Raw genomic sequence first — 21,517 nt, 5'->3', positions numbered from 1 at the left:
GCAGCTCAGGTCGGCGTGTACGCCAGCCGCACATAGATCGGTGCAAACGCCTCGGCCTGCGTGATCTCGAGCAGGCGCTCGCGCGCCAGCTCCAGCATCGCGATGAAGGTGACGACGAGCACGGCCTGGCCGCGGGTCACGTCGAAGAGGTGCTCGAACTCGACGAAGCGCTGGCCCTGCAGCCGGCGCAGCACGATGCTCATGTGCTCGCGCACCGACAGCTGTTCGCGGCTGATGCGGTGGTGCTGGTTGAGCTTGGCACGCTTGAGGATGTCCAGCCAGGCCTCGCGCAGGTCTGAGGTAGCGACGTCGGGGAAGCTCGGCGTCAGCGACTGCTCGATGTGGACCTGGGCGCGCAGGAAGTCGCGGCCCAGCACCGGCAGGCGGTCCAGCCGGGCTGCGGCCATCTTCATCTGCTCGTATTCCAGCAGCCGGCGCACCAGCTCGGCGCGGGGGTCTTCCACTTCCTTGCCGTCCTCGCTCTTCTTGGGCGGCAGCAGCATGCGCGACTTGATCTCGATGAGCATGGCAGCCATCAAGAGGTATTCGCTGGCCAGCTCGAGGTTGTGGCGGCGGATCTGCTCGACATAGCTCAGGTACTGGCGCGTCACGTCGGCCAGCGGGATGTCGAGGATGTTGAAGTTCTGCTTGCGGATCAGGTAGAGCAGCAGGTCCAGCGGGCCCTGGAAGGCTTCCAGGAAGACCTCCAGCGCATCCGGCGGGATGTAGAGATCCAGCGGCATCTGGAACAGCGGCTCGCCGTACAGGCGAGCGACGGCGACCGTGTCGACCGTCTCGGGCAGGTCGGGCTCGGCCTGGCTGGGCTCGTCGGCCACGACCGTCGTCACGGCTTACTTGCCGTCCGTCTGATAGACGTAGGGCTTCTGGGGCACGCGTGCCTGGTCGAAACCGGCCTGGGCGGTGCGGTCCTGCTCCTTGTCCCACAGCAGGGCGCGGCCGGCGCGCTGCTCGGCCTCCAGCGTCGGGCGCTGGGCCTTGAGCTGGTCGATGAATTGGGTGACTTCGGACTTGTAGGGCTTCCAGAACAGCGGCATGGCGGGTCTTTCGAATGAACTCAGGATTTTAGTTCGCCCAGCGAGGGCACGATGCCGGTCTCGCCCAGCTCGTCGGCCAGGCCCGAGCGCTGCAGCAGGCTCAGCGGCTGCGGGTTCACGTTGGCGAGGATGAGGGCGGTGCCGCGTTTGAGCAGGGCGCGGTGCAGTTCGCGCAGGGCCTCCATGCCCGAGGTGTCCATGACGACGAGGCGGTGCATCTCCAGCACGACGGCCCGCGTGCCCGGCGGCAGCTGCTCCGGCAGGGGTTCGAGCCGGCCGACGGCGCCGAAGAACAGCGCGCCGTAGAGCTCGTAGGCGGCCACGCCCTCGGGCAGGGGCTGGTTCTCGACGCGCTGCAGCGTGAACAGCTGGCCCATGCGCCAGACGAAGAAGACGCAGGAGGTCACGAGGCCGACCTCGACGGCGACGGTCAGGTCGGTCACGACGGTCAGCACGAAGGTGCCGACGAGCAGCGTGCGGTAGGTCAGGTTGAAGCGCCGCAGCCGCGCGAACTCGTGCCACTCGCCCATGTTCCAGGCGACGACCAGCAGGATGCCGGCCAGCGCCGCCAGCGGCACATGCACGGCCAGCGGCGCGGCCACGAGCAGGATGCCGAGCAGCGTCAGCGCGTGCACGATACCGGCGACCGGGCTGGCCGCGCCGGCGCGGACATTGGTGACGGTGCGGGCGATGGTGCCGGTGGCGGGCAGGCCGCCGAACAGCGGCGCCGCGAGATTGGCGATGCCCTGGGCCATCAACTCCTGGTTGGGGTCGTGGCGCGGCAGCTCGGGCGTCAGCTTGTCGGCGACGCGGGCGCAGAGCAGGGATTCGATGGCGCCTAGCAGGGCCAGCGTCAGCATCGGGATGACGAGCTGCTGCATGCCGGCCCAGCTCATCTCCGGCCAGGCCGGCGCGGGCAAGGTCTGCGGGATGCCGCCGAAGCGGCTGCCGATGGTTTCCAGCGGCAGGTCCAGCAGCGCAGTCGCGGTGGTGGCGCCCACCAGGGCGATGACGGTGGAGGGCAGCAGGGCCATCCAGCGGCGGATGCCGGAGAGCGGCTTGTCCTGCATGATGTTCTTGGGCCAGAACAGCACCAGGGCCATGCAGGCCGCGGCCAGCGCCGGTGCAATCGGGTTGAGGCCGCCGATGTGCTCGTGCAGCGCGGCGATCTGGCCGAAGAAGTCGGCCGGCATCTTCTCGATGCGCAGGCCGAGGAAGTCCTTCAGCTGGGCCAGCGCGATCAGCACGGCGATGCCGTTGGTGAAGCCGGTGACGATGGCCACCGGGATATAGCGCACCAGCACGCCGAGGCGCAGTGCGCCCATCACGAACAGCAGCACGCCCGCGCCCATCGTGGCCAGCAGCAGATTGGCCAGGCCGTGGCGCTGCAGGATGCCGTAGACGACGACGATGAAGGCGCCCGCAGGGCCGCCGATCTGCACGCTGGAGCCGCCCAGCAGCGAGATCAGCAGGCCGGCGACGATGGCCGTGGCCAGGCCCTGCTCAGGCCGCAGCCCGGAGGCGATGGCGAAGGCCAGCGCCAGCGGCAGCGCGACGATGCCGACCGTCAGGCCGGCGCCGATGTCAGCGATCAGGTGTCCGCGCGAATAGCCTTGAAGCAGCGCGAGGCTGCGGGGGCGGAAGGGATGCAGGCGGGGCAGGGGCATGGGTTCTCCGAAACATGTTTCGCGACGCGGGCGGCGTCGCGTTCGGAGGTCCACAGTGGTGGCGCTGGGCGATGAAGCGCCGCCGCCGGCTCATGCCCTGAAGGCCGAGCAGCGGGCGGGGCGTTGCTCGGCGCATGGGGCTCAGCGTACCCGCATGCCCGGCTGCGCGCCGGCGTGGGGTTCCAGCACGAAGATGCCGGGGTGGGCCTTCTCGTCGGCATGGCCGGCGGCCAGCACCATGCCCTCGCTGATGCCGAACTTCATCTTGCGCGGCGCGAGGTTGGCGACCAGCACGGTCAGCCGGCCTTCCAGGTCCTCGGGCTTGTAGGCGCTCCTGATGCCGCTGAAGACGTTGCGCGTGCGCCCCTCGCCGGCATCCAGCGTCAGGCGCAGCAGCTTGTCCGAGCCTTCGACGAGTTCGGCCTTCACGATCTTCGCGATGCGCAGGTCGACCTTGGCGAAGTCGTCGATCTTGATCTCGGGGGCGATCTCCTCGCCGCCGGGCACGAGCTTGGGGGCGGGCGGCGCCTCGAACAGCTGCTCGACCTTGGCCAGGTCCACGCGCTGCATCAGGTGCTGGTAGGCACCGATCCGGTGGGCGCCGAGCGCGCGGCCGCTGTCGCTCCACTGCAGCGGCTCGACCTTCAGGAAGGCCTCGACCTGGCCGCTCAGCGCCGGCAGCACGGGCTTGAGGTAGATCGTCAGCAGGCGGAAGGCCTCGATGCAGACGCTGCAGACGTCGTGCAGCGCCGCATCCATGCCTTCCTGTTTGGCCAGCTCCCAGGGCTTGTGCTGGTCGACGAACTCGTTGACCTTGTCGGCCAGGGCCATGATCTCGCGCAGGGCCTTGCCGAACTCGCGGGTCTCGTAGAGCTCGGCGATGGCGCCGCTCTGCGCGCGCAGCGTCTCCAGCAGGGCCGAGCCCTCGACGCCGAGGCTGGCGCTGAGCCGGCCGTCGAAGCGCTTGGCCAGGAAGCCGGCCGCGCGCGACGCGATGTTGATGAACTTGCCGACCAGGTCGCTGTTGACGCGGGCGACGAAGTCCTCGGGGTTGAAGTCGATGTCCTCGACCTTGTTGTTCAGTTTGGCGGCGATGTAGTAGCGCAGCCATTCGGCGTTCAGGCCCAGGCTCAGGTACTTGAGCGGGTCCAGGCCGGTGCCGCGGCTCTTGCTCATCTTCTCGCCGCCGTTGACGGTCATGAAGCCGTGCACGAAGACGTGGTTGGGCGTCTTGCGGCCACTGAAGTGCAGCATGGCCGGCCAGAACAGCGTGTGGAAGTAGGTGATGTCCTTGCCGATGAAGTGGATCTGCTCGACATCGGGGTTGGCCATGAAGGCGTCGAAGTCGCGACCCGTCTTGCCGAAGTAGTTCTTCAGCGAGGCCAGGTAGCCGATGGGCGCGTCCAGCCAGACATAGAAATACTTGCCCGGCGCGTCGGGGATCTCGATGCCGAAATAGGGCGCGTCGCGGCTGATGTCCCAGTCGCTGAGGCGGTTGTTGCCTTCCTCGTCGGGCTCGAACCACTCGCGGATCTTGTTCAGCACCTCGGGCTGCAGGCGGCCGGTCTCCTGGGTCCATTGGGTCAGGAAGTCGACGCAGCGCGGGTCGCTGAGCTTGAAGAAGTAGTGCTCGCTGGTCTTCAGCACCGGCGTCGCGCCTGACAGCACCGAGTAGGGGTTCTTCAGCTCGGTCGGCGCATAGACGGCGCCACAGACCTCGCAGGAGTCGCCGTACTGATCCTTGGCGCCGCACTTGGGGCACTCGCCCTTGATGAAGCGGTCCGGCAGGAACATCGACTTCTCGGGGTCGAAGAACTGCTCGATGGTCTTCGTCGAGATCAGCTCGTTATGCCGCAGCGACAGGTAGACGGCCTTGGACAGATCGTGGTTCTCCGCGCCGTCGGTGGAGTGCCAGTTGTCGAAGCTGATGTGGAAGCCGTCGAGGTATTGCTTGCGGCCGGCCGCTATTGCCGCGACGAAGTCCTGCGGTGTCTTCCCGGCCTTCTCGGCCGCGATCATGATCGGCGCCCCGTGGGCGTCGTCCGCGCAGACGAAGTGCACCTGCGATCCCGCCATGCGCTGGTAGCGAACCCAGATGTCGGCCTGGGTGTACTCCATGATGTGGCCGATATGGAAACCGGCGTTCGCGTAGGGCAGTGCGGTGGTGACGAAGAGCTGGCGGGGCATGGAGACGGCGTAACGGGGAGAAACGGCGGATTTTAGGTTTGCGGCTCGGCGGGGTTCGCCGCGTCGTGGGCCGCGGGCTCGGCGTCGGCCTGCGGCTCGGCCGTGCTGCCTTCTTCTTCGGCCGGCTTGCCGCTGAGCTTGCGCTGGCGCTTTTCCTCGGCCTTGCGTTTCTTGGCCAGTTCGCGCTGGCGTTTCTCGTAGCTGTAGTTCGGCGTTGCCAAGGGCTGTTCTCCTGGGGCACCCGCAAGGCCGCGGGCAAGCGCCCAATGTAACCCGCCCATCCCGGCGACATGCGCCCGCACTTGGCAGCGAAAGCTACAGAACGCCTCAAGGAAGCGGGCTAAGTCACTGATTCGTAACACTTCGGCAAGCTATCCACCGAGTCTGTGGAAAACTTTGTGGAGAACCCCCCTCCATCGCGGCCAAGCCCTTGTGTGATGCGGCTTCGCTTAGGTTGCTGAATTTTTGGGCAACAGCAGGTGACCTATATGAATCAATCACTTAGCGCTGCACCCCGGCGCATGCGGGCGGCGTCGCGACTCAGGGTCCGAAATGCTTGACGTCTGCCAGATATGGGGATAAGTCAAGCCACGGAGTGCGGATGTCACGTGTCCGGACGACAGCATGCTGCCGTTTGTCCCCGTCAACTGTGGACAAGTCTGTGGGCCGGCTGCCGACAGCGGCGCTAAGTGCTTGATCGGCCGCCGCTCGCAGTGGTCTGCCCGTTTTTGAGGCGGAGCGCGCTGGCGCCTTTGGGGGCAGTCCCCAAGAAGTTGTTCCGGGGGCGGCGGCTAAACTCGCGGCCTTTTGAACGGGCGGCGGGCGATGACGGAGATGACGAAGGAGAGCGGCGGGCGCAACAAGAGCGCCGCGCGCGCCGGCACTTTCGAATTGAAGTCACGCCGTTTCAACCTGCTGGGCCTGGTGCTGCACACGGCCGACATGGCCGAGCTCGCCGCGGACTGGGCCGAACGCGCCGGCCAGGGCGGCTTCGAGCACGAGCCCGTCGTCATCGACCTGAGCGGCGTGCCGCGCCTGCCGGCCGCCGCAGCAGCGCCCGCCGAGGGCCAGGCGCCGCTGGCGCTGGACGGCCCGGCACCCGTCGACCTGAAGACCATCGTCGGCCTGCTGCGCGCCAGCCAGCTGCAGCCCGTGGCCGTGGCCGGTGCGACGGCCGAGGAGCTGGCCCTGGCCCACGAGCTCGGCCTGGCTGACGCGGCCGACGAGCCGGCCACCGAACGCGCCGTCCAGGCGGCACCGGCCGAGGTGGTGCGCGAGATCACCGTCGAGAAGATCATCGAGAGGCCTGTCACCGTCGTGGCGCCCGCGCCGACCCTGGTCGTCGACAAGCCGCTGCGCTCCGGCCAGCAGGTCTATGCCAAGGGCGGCGACCTGGTCGTGCTGGCCGTCGTCAGCCACGGTGCCGAGGTCATCGCCGACGGCAGCATCCACATCTACGCGCCGCTGCGCGGCAAGGCCATTGCCGGCGCGCGCGGCGACACCTCGGCGCGCATCTACACGCAGAGCCTGGAGGCCGAGCTGCTGGCCGTCGCGGGCATCTACCGCACCGCCGAGAACCCGCTGCCCGCCGAGGTCGCGGGCAAGCCGGCCCAGGTCTACCTCCAGGGCGAGAAGCTGCTGCTGCAGCCGCTGCCGACCTGAACGTCGCTCCACCGAATTCAACGCAAGGAAACACCCAGATGACCAAGATCGTCGTCGTCACCTCCGGCAAGGGCGGGGTCGGCAAGACCACCACCAGCGCGAGCTTCGCCACCGGCCTCGCGATGCGCGGCCACAAGACCTGCGTCATCGACTTCGACGTCGGCCTGCGCAACCTCGACCTCATCATGGGTGTCGAGCGCCGCGTGGTCTACGACCTCATCAACGTCATCAACGACGAGATCAAGCTCACCCAGGCCCTCATCAAGGACAAGCAGCTCGACAAGCTCTACATCCTGGCCGCCTCGCAGACGCGCGACAAGGACGCGCTGAAGCAGGAGGGCGTCGAGCGCGTGCTCGACGAGCTCAAGGCGATGGAGTTCGACTACATCGTCTGCGACTCGCCGGCCGGCATCGAGACCGGCGCGCTGATGGCCATGCACTATGCCGACGAGGCCCTGGTCGTGACCAACCCCGAGGTCTCCTCGGTGCGCGACAGCGACCGCATCCTGGGCATGCTCAGCAGCAAGACCAAGCGCGCCATCGACGGCAAGGAGGCCGTGAAGGAGCATCTGCTCATCACGCGCTACAACCCGAATCGCGTCGAGGGCGGCCAGATGCTGAGCCTGGACGACATCCACGAGATCCTGCGCACGCCGCTGATCGGCGTCATCCCCGAGAGCGAGAGCGTGCTGCAGGCCTCCAACCAGGGCACGCCGGCCATCCATCTGCAGGGGACCGACGTGGCCGAGGCCTACAAGGACGTCGTCGCGCGCTTTCTGGGCGAAGACAAGCCGATGCGCTTCACCGAGGCCGTGAAGCCGGGCTGGTTCAAGCGCGTCTTCGGCGCCAAGTGAAGGGAGCCTCGCGATGGGATTCCTGAACTTCTTCCTCGGCGAAAAGAAGAGCTCGGCCAGCGTCGCCAAGGAGCGGCTGCAGCTCATCCTCGCGCACGAGCGCAACGGCCGCAGCGCCAGCCCCGACTATCTGCCGCAACTGCAGCGCGAACTGGTGGCGGTCATCAGCAAATACGTGTCGATCAACCCCGACGACATCAAGGTCCATATGGAGCGCCAGGGCGATCTTGAGGTCTTGGAAGTCAAGATCGAATTGCCCGAAGCGGCCGCAGGTCGCTAAGCCTTGGCGGCGCGCGCCTGCTCGCGCCGCATGAAGAGGTAGAGGCTCTCCACCTTGGCGCGCGCCCAGGGGGTCTTGCGCAGGAACTTCAGGCTGGATGCCACGCTGGGATCGATGCGGAAGCATTTGATCTCGATGCGTCGACCCAGCTCGGCCCAGCCGAAATACTCGACCAGGGCGGTCACGATGGCTTCGAGGGTGAGGCCATGCAGGGGATCGTTGGAGCCGTTCATTCGTGCGTGAACTGGTTGGAGTTCCTGCCCTTGAACTGCGCGTAGTAGCGCTTGATCCCGGCCATGTCGGCCTCGACGTCGCCGGTCGGCGTGAACAGCGGGCCCAGACCCACCAGCTTGCGCGGGTAGTCCATGTAGGCCAGCACGATGGGCAGCCTGGCCGTGACGGCGATCCAGTAGAAGCCCGTCTTCCAGTAGATCGTCCTGCTGCGCGTGCCCTCGGGCGGCACGATGAGCTGCACCGGCCCGTCGGCGACCTGCAGGGCCTCGGCCGAGGCGGCCACGAGGTTGTTGGACTTGCTGCGGTCCACCGGGATGCCACCCAGCCAGCGCATCAGCCCGCCGAACGGGAACTTGAAGATCGAGGTCTTGCCCATCCAGTAGGGCGTGAGGCGCAGCGCGAACGCGGCGAAGAGGGTGTAGGGCAGGTCCCAGTTGCTGGTGTGCGGGGCGGCGATGAAGACGCTCTTGCGGGCCTCGGGCGGCAGCCGGCCCTGCACGGTCCAGCCGGCCAGGCGCAGCCAGGCCAGCGAGAAACCGCGCAGCAGCGTGCTGACCCCGGGTGTCGTGAAGATGGTGCGATGCATGCCCGCGATTGTCCCGTCATGCCACCCTGCCTCAATCTGAGGCAACGCAAGAAAAGCCCTGTTGTGCCAAGCACTTGCCGCTTTCGCCCGCAGGCTGTTCACGGGTTTGTCCACAGAGGCTGTGGATGGCGCGCAGCCTCTCTCACACCCACTGCAGCGTCACGTCGCTGCGCGGCTCGGCCACGCAGGGCAGGATCCAGCCCTCGGCCTTCTCCTCGGCCGACAGGCCGGGCCATTCGATGCGGTGCTCGATGCGGCCTTCGATGAGGCGCGCGATGCAGGTGCGGCAGCTGCCGTTGCGGCAGGACCAGGGCAGGGCGAGGCCCGCCGCCAGCCCGGCCAGCATCAGCGGCTGGTCGGCAGCGCAGTCGAAGCCCTCGCCGCCGGGCCGGAGGGTCACGTGGAATGTTGCTGTCTCGGACATGACCGGCATCATGCCGCCGAGCCGTTAGAGTGCGGCCGCCGGTCCGCAAGGCCGGCAGCGTTCTCAGGGCGGGGTGGAAGTCCCTACCGGCGGTATGCGCTCCGTGAGCGCGAGCCCGCGAGCGCCTTCACCGCTGCGCGGCGAAGGGTCAGCAGACCTGGTGCGATGCCAGGGCCGACGGTCACAGTCCGGATGAAAGAGATCGCGTTGCGTCGACGCTTCCTGTCCGGCAGGAGGCGCCGCTGCTGCGTGCGCTTGCCCTGATTCTGGAAAAACCGTCTTTCAAGAGGACACCATGAATCAGCCCCTTCCCACTCCCGCCAAACCGCCGCGCGTGGCTATCGTCGCCGCCAGCTGGCACAAGGACATCGTCGGCGTCGCCGTGTCGGCCATCCGCCATGAGTTCGATCGATGTCGGATCCCGGCCGAGCAGATCACCGTCATCGACGTGCCCGGCGCCTTCGAGATCCCGCTGCATGCGCAGCGCCTCGCGCGCACGGGCCGCTTCGACGCCGTCATCGCCTGCGGCCTCGTCGTCGATGGCGGCATCTACCGGCACGATTTCGTCGGCCAGGCCGTCATCGATGCGCTGATGCAGGTGCAGCTGGAGACGGACGTGCCGGTGTTCTCCGCGGTGCTGACGCCCCACCACTTCCACGAGCATGGCGAGCACAAGCGCTTCTTCGCCGAGCACTTCTCGACCAAGGGTGTCGAGGTGGCGCGCGCCTGCCTCGCGACAATAGCGAGCCTGGACCAGCTGAACGCGCTGGTCGCCTGACCCTGCTCCCCGGCGCGGCGCCCCCCCGGTGCCGCGCCCCTTGAATCGACCGCATGCTTGCTGCCCGCTACCTCGCCGGCTATCCCCCCGAACTCATCCAGCAGGCCGAACGGCTGCGCCTGGAAGGCCGCCTTGCCGACCACCTGGCCCGCCGCCTGCCCGAGCGCCACGAGGTGCGCAGCGACACGGCCCTGTTCGACTATGTGCAGGCGCTGAAGAACCGTCATATGCGCAATGCCGGCCCGCTGAACTTCGTGGGTTTCGATGCCAAGCTGCGTGTGCTGCAGCAGGCGCTGGGCACCCACACGCGCCGCAGCCAGGTGCAGGGTGCCAAGCTCAAGACCCGCCGCGAGATCCGCGTCGCCACGCTGTTCAAGGAAGCGCCGGCCGCGCTGCTGAACATGATCGTCGTGCACGAGCTGGCGCATCTGCGCGAGCTGGATCACAACAAGGCCTTCTATTCGCTCTGCCAGCACATGGAGCCGGACTACTTCCAGCTCGAGTTCGACCTGCGGCTCTACCTGATGCACCAGGAGGACGCGAAGTGATCGTCCTCGCGCCGATGGAAGGCCTGCTCGACCACATCCTGCGCGACGTGCTGACCCGCGTCGGCGGCGTGGACCGCTGCGTGTCCGAGTTCATCCGCGTCACCGACCAGCTGCTGCCCAGCCGCGTGTTCACGCGCATCGTGCCCGAGCTGAAGACCGGCGGCCGCACGGCCGCCGGCGTGCCGGTGCATCCGCAGCTGCTGGGCTCCGACGTGCAATGCATGGCCGAGAACGCCGCGCGCCTGGCCGAGCTCAAGCCCGAGGGCATAGACCTGAACTTCGGCTGCCCGGCCAAGTGCGTGAACCGCCACCGCGGCGGCGCCGTGCTGCTGGACGAGCCCGAGCTCATCCACGCTATCGTCGCGGCCGTGCGCCGCGCGGTGCCGGCCGACGTGATGGTGTCGGCCAAGATGCGCCTGGGCTTTATGGACGACAGCAGGACGCTGGACGTGGCCCGCGCCATCCACGAGGCCGGCGCCAGCGAGATCGTCGTGCATGCCCGCACCAAGGCCGATGGCTACAAGCCGCCGGCCTACTGGGAGCGCATCGCCGCCGTGCGCGAGGCCCTGCCCATCACCCTGATCGCCAACGGCGAGATCTGGACCGTCGAGCACGCCGAGCTCGCGCGCGAGCGCAGCGGCTGCGAGCACCTGATGCTGGGCCGCGGCATGGTGGCCGACCCCGGCCTCGCGCTGCGCGTGGCCGGTGCGCGTGCCACGCCGCTGCCCTGGGGCGAGCTGCTGCCGCTGATGCGGCTGTTCTTCGACCAGGTGCGCGCCACGGTCGCGCCGCGGCACCAGGGCGGGCGGCTCAAGCAGTGGCTGCACTATCTGAAGCGGGCCTATCCCGAAGCCGAGGCGGCCTATGCGGCGCTGCGCACGGTCAACGCCGCGGACGAACTGGCGCTGCGCCTGTTCTGAGCGCAAAAAGCCCGCCGCGAGGGCGGGCTTGCATGGCGCACAGGCTCAGAACGATTCCCAGGCCAGCTCGTCCTCGCGCACTGCCGCGGCGCGCCTGGCCGGCGCCGGCGTGGCGGGGCGGGGCGAGGCTGCGCGCGGTTCGGGGGGCGGCAGTGCGGCCTTCACCGCGGTCGGCACCGGTGCCAGCTTGACGGGCTCCGCAGGCTTGGCGGAGCTGACCGTCGTTTCGAGGCGGAAGGTGGCCACGGCCTCGGCCAGGGTCTGGGCCTGCTGGGCCAGGCTGCTGGCCGCCGCGGCGCTTTCCTCCACCAGGGCCGCGTTCTGCTGCGTGACCTGGTCCATCTGCGTCACGGCGGTGTTGACCTGGGCGATGCCGCGGCTCTGTTCGTCGGCGGTGCTGGCGATCTCGCCGATCAGGTCGTTGACCTTGCCGACCTGCGCGACGATGTCCTGCATCGCCTGGCCGGCCTCGGCAACCTGGCGGCTGCCGGCCTCGACCTTGTCGGCGCTGTTGCCGATCAGGGCCTTGATCTCCTTGGCCGCCTCGGCGCTGCGCTGGGCCAGCACGCGCACCTCGCTGGCCACGACCGCGAAGCCGCGGCCCTGTTCGCCGGCGCGGGCGGCTTCCACCGCTGCGTTCAGCGCGAGGATATTGGTCTGGAAGGCGATGCCGTCGATGGTGCCGATGATCTCGACGATCTTGCGGCTGCTGGCGCTGATCTCGTCCATCGTGCCCACGACCTGGCTGACCACCTCGCCGCCATGGCCGGCGGCCACGCGGGCGTTGGCGGCCAGATTGCTGGCGGCACGGGCCGTGTCGGCGCTCTGGCGCACGGTGGCCGTGAGCTGTTCCATCGAGCTCGCCGTCTCCTGCAGGCTGGAGGCCTGCTGCTCGGTGCGGCTGGACAGGTCCTGGTTGCCGGCTGCGATCTGGTTGGACGCGGTGGAGACCGAATCGACCCCGGCGCGCACATCGCTGACCACGCGGCGCAGCCCGGTGACCGTGCTCGACAGCGCGCGCTGCAACTCGCCCAGTTCGTCGCCGCGGTCGGTGACGACGTCGACGGTGAGGTCGCCGTTGGCGACGGTCTTCAGCGCGGCGACGACGGCGGCGACGGGCCGCGTGACGGAGCGGGTGACGATGACGCCGGCCGCGATGGCCAGGGCCAGGCCCAGCAGCGTGCCGCCGATCAGCAGCGTCGTGACCCGGTCCACGGTGGCCATGGTGTCCTCACCGGCGTCATTCATCAGGCCCTCCTGGTAGTCGGCCAGCTCGCGCAGCCGCTTCTGGTAGCTCAGCTGGCGGGGACGCAGTGTTTCCAGCAGCAGGGTCTTGGCGGCGGCGACGTCGCCGGCCTGCACCAGCTTCACGAACTGGTTCTCCTCCGCGACGAAGCCGGTGCGCTCCTGCTGGACCTTCTCGAACATCGCGCGGCCCTCGGGCCTGCTGAGGCGGCTGCGCAGGTCTTCGTAGGCCTTGGAGGCGTGCTCGCGCGACTCCTCCAGTTTCTTGATCTCCTGCCCGCGCTGGGCCTGGGAGTCCATGATGATGAGGTTGCGCATGATGCGGGCATGCAGGTTCAGGTCGTCGGAGATGCCCGTGAGGATCTTGACCTTGGCGTAGCGGTCATGCAGGGCGGTGTCCATGTCGGCGCGCGCATTGGCCAGGCCCAGCCTCGCGGCCACGGCCAGGGCGGTCATCAGCAGCACCACGAGGGCGAAGGCGACACCCAGTCGGGTGCCAATGCGCAGGTTCTTCATTGCGATCATGAGAGTCTCCCGGTTGAGGGCTTGGGTTTCAGAAGTCGCGCAGCAGCGCTTCGAGGTCCAGCAGCAGCAGCATGCGCGGGCCTTCCGCGCCAGCGACCGTGGCAAAGCCCACGATGAAGTCGGCGCTCGCCCCGTTGCCCAGGCTGGGGCGGGGCTGGATCTGCTCGGGGTCCAGCGTCACCACGTCGGACACCTCGTCCACGACCAGGCCCACCGTGCGGGCCCCGACGTTGACGATGACGGTCACCGTGCTCGCGCCGTGCTCGGCCGGCAGGCCCATGCTGCGGCGCAGGTCCACGATGGGCACGATCACGCCGCGCAGGTTCACGATGCCCAGCAGGTGGCTGGCGGCATTGGCGATGCGGGTCGGCGCCTCGTAGCGGCGGATCTCCTGGACGGCCAGGATGTCGATGCCGTACTCCTGTCCGCCCAGGGTCGAGGTGAGCACCTCGGGTGGTGCGGCGGATGCGACGGCGCGGTTCTCGAGGATGGAAAGTGCTGTCATGGTGGCCTCTGCTGAAGTGATAAAATGATAAATTTGATAAATCCGATTTTTCAACTGATGTGCCACCTTTGGCACGCTCCGGGTGTGCAAAAATTCTCATGTTTTCCCATGAAAATAGCGCTTCTTGTGTAAGACGCGACGCCGCGACCATGCGGCAGCGATGACGTCCTGCGCCGCCGGACCTGCTGTCTAATTGATAGAAATTCCTGCGCGGGCCTTCAGCCCGGCGCGAGGGCGGCCCGCATCGCGTCGGGCAGGCTCATGCGCCGGCCCTCCCGGGCCAGGCGCTCGATCTCGTCGGCATCCAGGCGCCGGGCCAGGCCGGCGGCCAGCGCGGCGCGGTCCTCGGCCTCGTTGGGCTGGCGCTGCATCTGGCCGTGGGCCTCGAACTCGCGGTCGGCCACGCCGGCCAGCCGTGCCGCCAGCGCGACGTGCCCGGCGTGCAGCTGGATCAGGGCCAGTGCGTCCAGGCTCATCCAGAGCTGCTCGTCCAGCCCCAGCCAACCCAGGAGTCGTGGGCAGTCCTGCGCCACCTCGCGGGCGCGCTCGAACCGGCCCTGGGCGACGAGGGCGCCGACGAGGTTGCCCATCAGCGTGGCCAGGCCGGTCAGGTCGCCGGCATCGCGCTGCTCGGCGAGCAGGGCCTCGCCGAGCTCGACGGCCAGCGCCAGTTCGCCGGCAGCGCGGGCCTGGTCGGCGAGGTTGAGGCGGGCGCGGATGATGCCGGCATCGAAGCCGTCGCGCTCGCAGACCTCCAGCGCCGCCCGGTAGCAGCGCCGCGCCTCGTCGTGCCGGCCCGAGGTCAGGTGCAGCACGGCCTCGGTCGTCAGGCCGCGCTCCAGCACGGCCGCGGGCCAGCCGGGGTTCTCCAGCCGGCGCGCCGCGGCCAGCGTCGCGCGGGCCTCGGGGCCGTCGACGCGCCAGTTGAAGGCATGCTCGACGAGGGCCAGGTATTCGCCGCGCGCGTCGCCCAGATCCCGGTAGAGCCGCGCGGCGCGGTCGGCGGCCTCGCGGGCCAGGCCGGGGTGGACGACGCTGTGACAGCGCGCGCAGGCCCACCAGAAGCGCGCCAGCACCGCGGCCGGGATGCCGGCGCCATCGCCGGCCAGGCGGGCGGCCAGCGCCAGCGCGTGCGGTCGGGCCTGGGTGGCGCGCGGCATCCACAGCGGCGCGCTGGCACCGAAGAGGGCCGCCGCGCTGGCCAGGTCGTGCCGGCCCGCCCAGGTCAGCGCCGCCCACAGGCCGGGCAGCTCGGCTTCGTAACGGGCCCGCCAGGCGGCGGGCGGCAGGCGCCAGGATTCCTCGTAGGCGTCGTCCAGCAGCCAGCGCAGGCCGGCGCACAGCCGGGCCTGGGCCTGGGCGGTCTCGCCGGCGGCCGCGAGCCTGTCCCGCGCGAACAGGCGCATCGTCTCCAGCAGCCTGAAGCGCCGCGATGCCGAGCCGCGGTCCACGCTGATCAGCGAACGCTCTACGAGGCCGAGCACCGAGGCGACGGCCGCGGCGGCGGGCAGTTCGTCGCTGGCCAGCACCAGGGCCGCGCCTTCGAGCGAGAAGCTGCCGGGGAAGATGGCCAGCCGGCGCAGCACGCGACGCTCGCGCTCGGCCAGCAGCTCGTGCGACCAGCGCAGCGCCTCGGCCAGCGCGTTGTGGCGCGACGCGCTGCGAGCGTCGGCGGGGGCCAGCAGCGTCAGCCGTTCATTCAGCCGGGCGGCCAGGCCGTCCAGGCCCAGCGCGTCCAGGCGCGAGGCGGCCAGCTCGATGGCCAGCGGGTTGCAGTCCAGCGCCGCGCAGACTTCGGCGGCCTTGGCGCCATTGCCCGCCTCGGCCTCGCCGGCGCGCGCCGCAAGCAGGCGCACCGCGTCGTCCAGCGGCAGCGCGTCGAGGCGGTAGACGCGTTCGCCCGGGATCTGCAGCGGCAGCTGGCTGGTGATGAGCAGGCTCACGCCGCCGGTGTCGCGCGCCAGCGTGGCGACGACCTCGGCCACGCCCTCGACGCGGTGCTCGGCGTTGTCCAGCACCAGCAGCATCGCGAGCGACGACAGGCGCGCCGCCAGCGTCGCGAGCGGCTCGGGGCCGGGCGGCAGGCCGAGCGCGCGGGCCACGGCGGCGGCCACGGGCTCGCCCTCGTGCAGCAGTGTCAGGTCCACCCACCAGGCGCCGTCGGCGTGGTCGTGCGCCAGGCGCCGGGCCAGCTCCTGGGCCAGCCGCGTCTTGCCGATGCCGGGGCCGCCGCAGAGCGTGACGGCCGGGTGCTGGCGCAGCAGCGCCTGCAGCGCGCGCAGCTCGTCCTCGCGGCCGATCAGCGCTGGCAGGCGCACGGGCAGGCGGCCGTGGGTCTGCGGTGCGGGCTCGCGGCTTTCGGCCACCTCCAGCACCGGCAGCGCGAAGCGGTAGCCGAAGCCCGGGATGGTGGTGATGGCCTCGGCGCCCAGCAGCCGGCGCAATGTGCCCACCTGCACGGCGAGGTTGTTCTCCTCGACGACGACGCCGGCCCAGACGCGCCGCAGCAGCTCGTCCTTGGCCAGCAGCTGGCCGGCGCGCTCGACGAAGGCGACCAGCAGCTCGAAGGCGCGCGCCGTCATTGCCACCTCGGCGCCGCGGCGGAACAGCAGGCGTTCGGCCGGCAGCAGCTTGAAGTCGCCGAAGCGGTATTGGGAGGCGGGCACGGGCTGAATTTATCCAGATTTCAGGCCGGCTAAAGGACGCTTGCGTCCCCGGGGCTGAGCATGCCGCCAGGCCGGTCGATCCGCGGCCGGCCAGCTTCAACGGAGCAAGCCATGCCCAAGTTCGTCATCGAAAGAAACATTCCCGGCGCCGGCCGCCTCACGCCCGCCGAGCTGCAGTCCATCTCCGCGACCTCCTGCGGCGTGCTGCGCGAGCTGGGGCCGAGCATCCAGTGGGTGCACAGCTATGTGACCGACGACAAGATCTACTGCGTCTACAACGCGCCGGACGAGGCCAAGGTGCGCGAGCACGCCCGCCTCGGCGGTTTCCCGGCGGACTCGGTGGCCCAGGTGCGCCGCATCATCGACCCGACCACCGCGGAAGCCTGAAAGCGCAGCGGCCGGGCCAGGCTCCCGCCCGCACCCGGCCGCGTCGCTGGCCGAGGCCTTTCAGCCCGGCTGCTTGGTGATGCGCAGATAGGGCTTGGGTGCCTTCCAGCCGGCGGGGAACAGCGCCTTGGCGTCTTCGTCCGACACCGAGCCGGCGATGATGACGTCCTCGCCCGGCTTCCAGTTCACCGGCGTGGCGACCTTGTGCTTGGCGGTGAGCTGCATGCTGTCCAACACGCGCAGGATCTCGTCGAAGTTGCGGCCCGTCGTCATGGGGTAGGTCAGCATCAGCTTGATGCGCTTGTCCGGGCCGACGACGAAGACCGAGCGCACGGTGGCATTGGTGGCGGCCGTGCGGCCCTCGGACGTGCCTTCGATGTCGGCCGGCAGCATGTTGTAGAGCTTGGCCACGTGCAGGTCGTGGTCGCCGATCATGGGGTACTTGGGCAGATGGCCCTGGGTCTCCTCGATGTCGGCGGCCCAGCGGTGGTGGTTGTCCACCGGATCCACGGAGAGGCCGATCAGCTTGGCGTTGCGCTTGGCGAACTCGGGCTCGATCTTGGCCATATAGCCCAGCTCGGTCGTGCACACCGGCGTGAAGTCCTTGGGGTGGGAGAACAGGATGGCCCACTTGTCACCGATCCAGTCATGGAACTTGATCGTGCCCTGTGTGGTCTGGGCGGTGAAATCGGGGGCGATGTCGTTGATGCGCAGGGACATGGTGATGGCTCCTTGGGGGCGGGGGGTGAATGATAGGAAGGAAGCGAGCGCCTGTCGCGAATGCGCTTGCTTGAAAAGCGCCTAAGCCAGGCTCGGCACTTCGGCGGTGACGGCCGCCCAGACATCCGCGCCGGCCGCGGCGCACACGATGGGCTGGAAGCGCACCCATTGGGCCGGCGTGCTCACCGTCTTCAGCGAGTGCACGAAGACGCGGGTCGCGCCGGCCGGCGAGTTCTTGGCGCTGCCGTAGGCGGCCAGCGAGGCCACGCCGTGGGCGATGAAGTCCTCGAAGCCACCGTGGGCGACGCCGGCCGACACGCACCAGTCGGCGAACAGCGCGGCCTTGCCCTCCTTGGGCAGCCTGGCGACGAGGGGCATCATCACGTCCTCCTCGTGCAGCAGATGCGCCTCGGCGCAGATGCGGTAGGCGCCCCAGGCGTCGCGCAGCGCGGTGGCGTCCCGGGAGGCGGCGCGGGTGACGGCGGCCTGCAGTTCGTGCTCGTCGGCATGCTCGGCGCGGAACAGCGCCGCGTCGACGGCGCCGTCGAAGTAGCGGTCCAGCATCGTCGTGATGCCACCGCCGGCGCCGGCCACGCCGTCCTCCATCGCCGCATGTACTGCGATGGCGTGGACATAGTCCTTCCATGCCGCCGCGAAGCCGGCCAGGTCGCCGCCTGCAGCGCGCGGCGCCAGCACCTTGGCGAGATCGTTGCGTAGCACCTCGTGGTAGTTGCGCATGATGGCCGGGACTGAGACTTCGGGTTCGGTCATGGTCGGCTCCTGTCGGGGTGAGGGCATTCGTACTGCTTCCGTCGCCGCGTCGTTGTTTGACGGATGAGAGGAACTTCCCCGCCCCGCTGCGGCCGCGACGCGGCGAACGGCGGCCCGGTGCCCCGATGGAAAGCGCCGTTTCTCATCGAGACCTTCGGAAGCGGAGGGCATGACCATTCTGTGCGTGGACCGTGGATCCCGCCAAGGACGTGTTTGCCCTGCATGGGGTGAACGGGGCGAGCTGGCCATCAGGGCCTGGTTCGGCGTCGCCGCCTTGGTTGGTGGGCTGACGGCGGGCTGAGCCGCCCGTGCCGCGCGCTTAGCATGCGCGCATGAAACTGTCCGTAGCCCTTTTTCTTGCCGCCGCGCTGCTGGCCGGCGGCGCGCATGCCGAATCCCCGCTGACGCTTGAGCGCATCAGCATCGACCCGCCGCTGGCCGGCCGCCTGCCGCGCCAGGCCGAGGTCTCGCCGGGCGGGCACTGGGTCAGCTTCCTGCGGCCCTCGCAGGCGGACAGCGAGGTGCTGGAGCTGTGGGCCCAGCCCGTGGACGCGGCGGGCCAGGGCGGCGAGCCGCGCAAGCTCGTGGCCGCGGCCGATCTGCTGGGCGGCGCCGTGCAGAAGCTCAGCGAGGCCGAGAAGATGGCGCTGGAGCGCCAGCGCATCAGCCAGAGCGGTATCACCGGCTACCAGTGGTGCGGCGGCGGCGACGGCGCGCTGCTCTTCCCGCTGTCGGGCGATCTCTATCTCGTGCGCCTCACGGCCGGTGGCCCGCAGGCCCAGAAGCTCGCGCTGGAAGCCGGCGCGCCCAAGCAGGACCCGCGCTGCACGCCCGACGGCCAGGCCCTGGCCTATGTGCAGGACGGCAACCTCTTCGTGCTGCCGCTGGCCGAAGGCGGCAAGCCGCGCCGGCTGACGAGCGACGGCGGCGCCACCGTGAGCTGGGGCCTGGCCGAGTTCATCGCCGCCGAAGAGCTGTCGCGCCAGCGCGGCTACTGGTGGAGCAAAGACGGCAGGTCGCTGCTGGCGCTGCGCGTCGACGAGTCCGGCGTCGCCATCAAGACCCGCGCGCAGATCTTTGCCGACCGCACGGCGATGACCGAGCAGCGCTACCCGGCGGCCGGAGCGGCCAATGCCAGGGTCACGGCCTTCGCCATCGACGCCGCGACCGGCCAGCGCCGCGAACTGCTGCTGCCGGCCGGCGCCGAATACATCGCCCGCGCCGGCTGGTTTGCCGACGGCACGCCCTGGCTGCAGTGGTTCACGCGCGACCAGACGCGGCTGACGCTGACCGAGTTCAAGGCCGGCACGTCCCCGCGCGACATCACCGTCGAGACCGACCCGGCCTGGGTCGAGGTGCATGACGACCTCATCGAGACGCCCAAGGGCCTGCTCTGGTCCGGCGAGGCCTCGGGCCGGCGCCAGCTGCTGCTGATTGACCGCGCCAGCGGCAGGCGCACGCCGCTGACCCGGATGCCCGAGCCCGTGGCCCATGCCGTCTGCGCCAACGACGGGCAGGTCGTCTTCGCTGCAGCCGGCGATGTCGGCAAGGCGCAGGAGCTCTACAGCCTGCCTTTGGCCGGCGGCAGGCCGCAGCCCCTGCCGGGCATGGACGGCCGCCAGTGGCGCGACGCCAAGGCCGACAGCGGCTGCACGCGGCTGCTCGTCACCCGCTCGGCCTGGGGCGCGCCGCCGCGGCTGGAACTGCGCAGCCTGGGGCAGGAAGGCGCCATTGCGCTGGCTGGCGACCCGCCCTCGGCCGACCTCAAGGCCTATACCAACACGCCGCTGGCGCTGGCGCTGACCGCCGCCGACGGTCACACGCCGCTGAACGCCTTCTTCTTCGCCGCCCAGGACCGCCGCGAGGGCCGGCACCCGGTCATCGTGATGGCCTACGGCGGTCCCGGCGCAGCCACCGTGAACTGGGCCTGGGGCCGCGACATGCCGCTGATCGCCTACTGGCAGCAGCGCGGCTATGGCGTGCTGATGCTGGACACGCGCGGCATGGAGCACCGTGACCGCGAGTTCACGCGCGCCCATCACCATGCCTTCGGCAAGAACGAGGTGGCCGACCTGTTCGCCGCCGTGCGCGAACTGCCCGGCCGCGTGCCGGGCGTGGACCCGGCGCGCATCGGCTTCTTCGGCTGGAGCTATGGCGGCTTCCTGGCTGCGCGCGCGGTGCTGGATGCTGATACGCCCTTCGCGGCCTCGGTCGCCGTCGCACCGGTCACGGACTGGACGCTCTACGACACGGCCTACACCGAGCGCTATCTCGGTCTGCCCGAGGATGGGAAGGCTGCGGCCTATGCCGGCGCCAACCTGCCGGCGCGGGCGGCGCTGCTGAACAGACCGCTGCTGCTGATGCACGGCACCGCCGACGACAACGTGCTGTTCGAGCACACGCTGCGCCTCGTCGAGGCCCTGCAGACCGCCGGCAAGACCTTCGACCTGCAGATCTACCCCGGCAAGGCCCACGGCATCGCCGGCCGCGCGGCGCGCCTGCACCTTTACCGCACGATGGATGCCTTCTTCGAGCGGCACCTCAAGCCCGGCCAATGACTCTCGTCTACTCCACGGACTTCGGCCGCGCCTGCCCGGGCTGCGGCAAGCCCGCCGCGCAATGCGTTTGCAAGGCCAAGGCGAGGCCCGCCGGCGACGGCATCGTGCGCGTGCGCCGCGAGACGGCGGGGCGCAAGGGCAAGGGTGTCACCACCATCCAGGGCCTGCCGCTGGACGACGCGGCGCTGACCACGCTGGCCAAGCAGCTCAAGGCCGCCTGCGGCAGCGGCGGCACGGTGAAGGACGGCGTCGTCGAGATCCAGGGCGATCACCTCGACAAGGTGGTGGCCTGGCTGCAGGCCCGGCCCGAGGGCTGGACGGTGAGGCGGGCTGGCGGTTGACGGGAGTCGCGACGGCTCAGCGCTGCAGCTTCGCCCTTTCGCGGGCAAGGTAGTTGGCCTGCTCCTGGTCGCGTTCGCGCTGCTGGCGGGCCTCGCGGGTCTCCCATTCGCCGCATTGGAAATAGGAGCCGCCGAACAGCCAGCCGAGCAAGCTGGAGCTGTCGGCCGCGTGGGCGTCGCCGGCCGTGCAGACCATGGCGGCCTTGGAGCTGCTCTCCTCGGTCAGGATCTGCTGCACGAGCATGGAGCGCGACATCAGCACCGCGGCGGGCATGGCCACCGCCAGCAGCACGCCGCCGATGACGAAGTTCTTGGCCCAGCGCGGCAGCGGACCGGCTGGTGCCGGCTGGGCCGGCCTGGCCTGCGGCTGTGGCCGCTTGAAGGGCACGGTGGCCGTGAAGGTGGAGGCTTCGGCGGTCTTCGTGCCGGTGCTGCGGGAGGCGCCGGCTCCGCTCAGCAGGCGAGGCTGGGCGGAGCCGGTTGAGGCGGTGGAGGAGTTCGGGGTACTGGGCATGGCGATTGCCGGGCCGACCAGGGCCCAGTGGCATGCTATGAAGGCGACCGCGGCGAGGTGTATGCAAATGCAAGCCCGCACCGGGTGGGT

General features: G+C 69.7%; 23 protein-coding genes and 1 riboswitch. Of the genes, 9 read left to right on the top strand and 14 right to left on the bottom strand.

Features of this window, described 5'->3' with window-relative positions; all coding sequences use genetic code 11:
* Positions 1–5: 5 nt before the first annotated feature.
* The 5 genes from EV671_RS20245 to EV671_RS20225 all read right to left on the bottom strand — a co-directional run bounded on the left by EV671_RS20245 (position 6) and on the right by EV671_RS20225 (position 5,130).
* A complete protein-coding gene (locus EV671_RS20245; protein WP_243655822.1) occupies positions 6–848 on the bottom strand; it encodes a segregation and condensation protein A in 843 nt (280 codons plus the stop codon).
* A 3-nt stretch (positions 849–851) separates the two neighbouring features.
* A complete protein-coding gene (locus tag EV671_RS20240; protein WP_132575128.1) occupies positions 852–1,055 on the bottom strand; it encodes a DUF3460 family protein in 204 nt (67 codons plus the stop codon).
* A 20-nt stretch (positions 1,056–1,075) separates the two neighbouring features.
* Positions 1,076–2,722: a SulP family inorganic anion transporter gene (locus tag EV671_RS20235; RefSeq protein WP_132575126.1), complete on the bottom strand. Its 1,647-nt coding sequence runs from the start codon at positions 2,720–2,722 to the stop codon at positions 1,076–1,078.
* A 141-nt stretch (positions 2,723–2,863) separates the two neighbouring features.
* The gene (metG, locus tag EV671_RS20230; RefSeq protein WP_132575124.1) at positions 2,864–4,909 is read right to left on the bottom strand and encodes a methionine--tRNA ligase; all 2,046 of its coding nucleotides are present in this window, start codon (positions 4,907–4,909) and stop codon (positions 2,864–2,866) included.
* Positions 4,910–4,941: 32 nt separating this feature from the next.
* Positions 4,942–5,130, bottom strand: a complete 189-nt coding sequence (locus EV671_RS20225) for a hypothetical protein (RefSeq protein ID WP_132575122.1) — start codon at positions 5,128–5,130, stop codon at positions 4,942–4,944.
* A gap of 613 nt (positions 5,131–5,743) precedes the next feature.
* Between EV671_RS20225 and minC the strand changes: the two genes are divergently transcribed.
* Genes minC through minE form a run of 3 tightly spaced genes read left to right on the top strand, consistent with a single transcriptional unit; the run spans position 5,744 to position 7,705 of the window.
* The gene (minC, locus tag EV671_RS20220) at positions 5,744–6,571 is read left to right on the top strand and encodes a septum site-determining protein MinC (protein WP_132575148.1); all 828 of its coding nucleotides are present in this window, start codon (positions 5,744–5,746) and stop codon (positions 6,569–6,571) included.
* A gap of 38 nt (positions 6,572–6,609) precedes the next feature.
* On the top strand, positions 6,610–7,425 hold the full coding sequence (gene minD / locus EV671_RS20215; RefSeq protein WP_132575120.1) for a septum site-determining protein MinD: 816 nt from the start codon (positions 6,610–6,612) through the stop codon (positions 7,423–7,425).
* A 13-nt stretch (positions 7,426–7,438) separates the two neighbouring features.
* On the top strand, positions 7,439–7,705 hold the full coding sequence (gene minE, locus EV671_RS20210) for a cell division topological specificity factor MinE (RefSeq protein WP_132575118.1): 267 nt from the start codon (positions 7,439–7,441) through the stop codon (positions 7,703–7,705).
* On the opposite strand, the gene EV671_RS20205 is transcribed toward minE, so the two are convergent.
* The 3 genes from EV671_RS20205 to EV671_RS20195 form a co-directional block, all read right to left on the bottom strand.
* Entirely contained in the window at positions 7,702–7,938 is a 237-nt protein-coding gene (locus tag EV671_RS20205) for a VF530 family protein (protein ID WP_132575116.1), read from the bottom strand. The genes minE and EV671_RS20205 overlap by 4 nt on opposite strands.
* The gene (locus tag EV671_RS20200; protein ID WP_132575114.1) at positions 7,935–8,525 is read right to left on the bottom strand and encodes a lysophospholipid acyltransferase family protein; all 591 of its coding nucleotides are present in this window, start codon (positions 8,523–8,525) and stop codon (positions 7,935–7,937) included. The genes EV671_RS20205 and EV671_RS20200 overlap by 4 nt, the downstream gene beginning before the upstream one ends.
* Before the next feature lie 142 nt (positions 8,526–8,667).
* A complete protein-coding gene (locus EV671_RS20195; RefSeq protein ID WP_132575112.1) occupies positions 8,668–8,949 on the bottom strand; it encodes a 2Fe-2S iron-sulfur cluster-binding protein in 282 nt (93 codons plus the stop codon).
* A 55-nt stretch (positions 8,950–9,004) separates the two neighbouring features.
* Positions 9,005–9,157: riboswitch (FMN riboswitch) on the top strand.
* 87 nt (positions 9,158–9,244) lie between these two features.
* Between EV671_RS20195 and EV671_RS20190 the strand changes: the two genes are divergently transcribed.
* Genes EV671_RS20190 through EV671_RS20180 form a run of 3 tightly spaced genes read left to right on the top strand, consistent with a single transcriptional unit; the run spans position 9,245 to position 11,195 of the window.
* On the top strand, positions 9,245–9,727 hold the full coding sequence (locus tag EV671_RS20190) for a 6,7-dimethyl-8-ribityllumazine synthase (RefSeq protein WP_132575110.1): 483 nt from the start codon (positions 9,245–9,247) through the stop codon (positions 9,725–9,727).
* A 53-nt stretch (positions 9,728–9,780) separates the two neighbouring features.
* Positions 9,781–10,275, top strand: coding sequence for a M48 family metallopeptidase (locus EV671_RS20185; RefSeq protein ID WP_132575107.1), 495 nt, complete (start codon positions 9,781–9,783; stop codon positions 10,273–10,275).
* Between the two features lie 14 nt (positions 10,276–10,289).
* Positions 10,290–11,195, top strand: a complete 906-nt coding sequence (locus EV671_RS20180) for a tRNA dihydrouridine synthase (protein WP_132575146.1) — start codon at positions 10,290–10,292, stop codon at positions 11,193–11,195.
* Positions 11,196–11,240: 45 nt separating this feature from the next.
* On the opposite strand, the gene EV671_RS20175 is transcribed toward EV671_RS20180, so the two are convergent.
* The 3 genes from EV671_RS20175 to EV671_RS20165 form a co-directional block, all read right to left on the bottom strand.
* Entirely contained in the window at positions 11,241–12,965 is a 1,725-nt protein-coding gene (locus EV671_RS20175) for a methyl-accepting chemotaxis protein (protein WP_132575105.1), read from the bottom strand.
* Positions 12,966–12,993: 28 nt separating this feature from the next.
* Entirely contained in the window at positions 12,994–13,470 is a 477-nt protein-coding gene (locus tag EV671_RS20170) for a chemotaxis protein CheW (RefSeq protein ID WP_132575103.1), read from the bottom strand.
* 218 nt (positions 13,471–13,688) lie between these two features.
* On the bottom strand, positions 13,689–16,136 hold the full coding sequence (locus tag EV671_RS20165) for an ATP-binding protein (protein ID WP_132575101.1): 2,448 nt from the start codon (positions 16,134–16,136) through the stop codon (positions 13,689–13,691).
* A 111-nt stretch (positions 16,137–16,247) separates the two neighbouring features.
* On the opposite strand from EV671_RS20165, the gene EV671_RS20160 reads away from it, so the two are divergent.
* Entirely contained in the window at positions 16,248–16,523 is a 276-nt protein-coding gene (locus tag EV671_RS20160; RefSeq protein WP_132575099.1) for a DUF4242 domain-containing protein, read from the top strand.
* 60 nt (positions 16,524–16,583) lie between these two features.
* Here EV671_RS20160 and EV671_RS20155 read toward each other — a convergent pair whose 3' ends face one another.
* On the bottom strand, positions 16,584–17,243 hold the full coding sequence (locus tag EV671_RS20155; protein ID WP_132575097.1) for a peroxiredoxin: 660 nt from the start codon (positions 17,241–17,243) through the stop codon (positions 16,584–16,586).
* Between the two features lie 81 nt (positions 17,244–17,324).
* Entirely contained in the window at positions 17,325–18,014 is a 690-nt protein-coding gene (locus EV671_RS20150) for a hemerythrin domain-containing protein (protein WP_132575095.1), read from the bottom strand.
* 332 nt (positions 18,015–18,346) lie between these two features.
* Here EV671_RS20150 and EV671_RS20145 point away from each other — a divergent pair, with 332 nt between their 5' ends.
* Entirely contained in the window at positions 18,347–20,572 is a 2,226-nt protein-coding gene (locus EV671_RS20145) for a S9 family peptidase (protein ID WP_132575093.1), read from the top strand.
* A complete protein-coding gene (locus EV671_RS20140; protein WP_132575091.1) occupies positions 20,569–20,913 on the top strand; it encodes a translation initiation factor Sui1 in 345 nt (114 codons plus the stop codon). Before EV671_RS20145 ends, EV671_RS20140 begins: the two co-directional genes overlap by 4 nt.
* A gap of 16 nt (positions 20,914–20,929) precedes the next feature.
* Here EV671_RS20140 and EV671_RS20135 read toward each other — a convergent pair whose 3' ends face one another.
* Positions 20,930–21,427, bottom strand: coding sequence for a hypothetical protein (locus EV671_RS20135; protein ID WP_132575089.1), 498 nt, complete (start codon positions 21,425–21,427; stop codon positions 20,930–20,932).
* Between the last annotated feature and the right edge of the window lie 90 nt (positions 21,428–21,517).

Source organism: Roseateles saccharophilus, assembly GCF_004342485.1.
GTDB lineage: Bacteria > Pseudomonadota > Gammaproteobacteria > Burkholderiales > Burkholderiaceae_C > Pelomonas > Pelomonas saccharophila.
The sequence above is the reverse complement of the archived record's forward strand: the minus strand, read 5'-3'. Positions and strand labels throughout refer to the sequence as shown.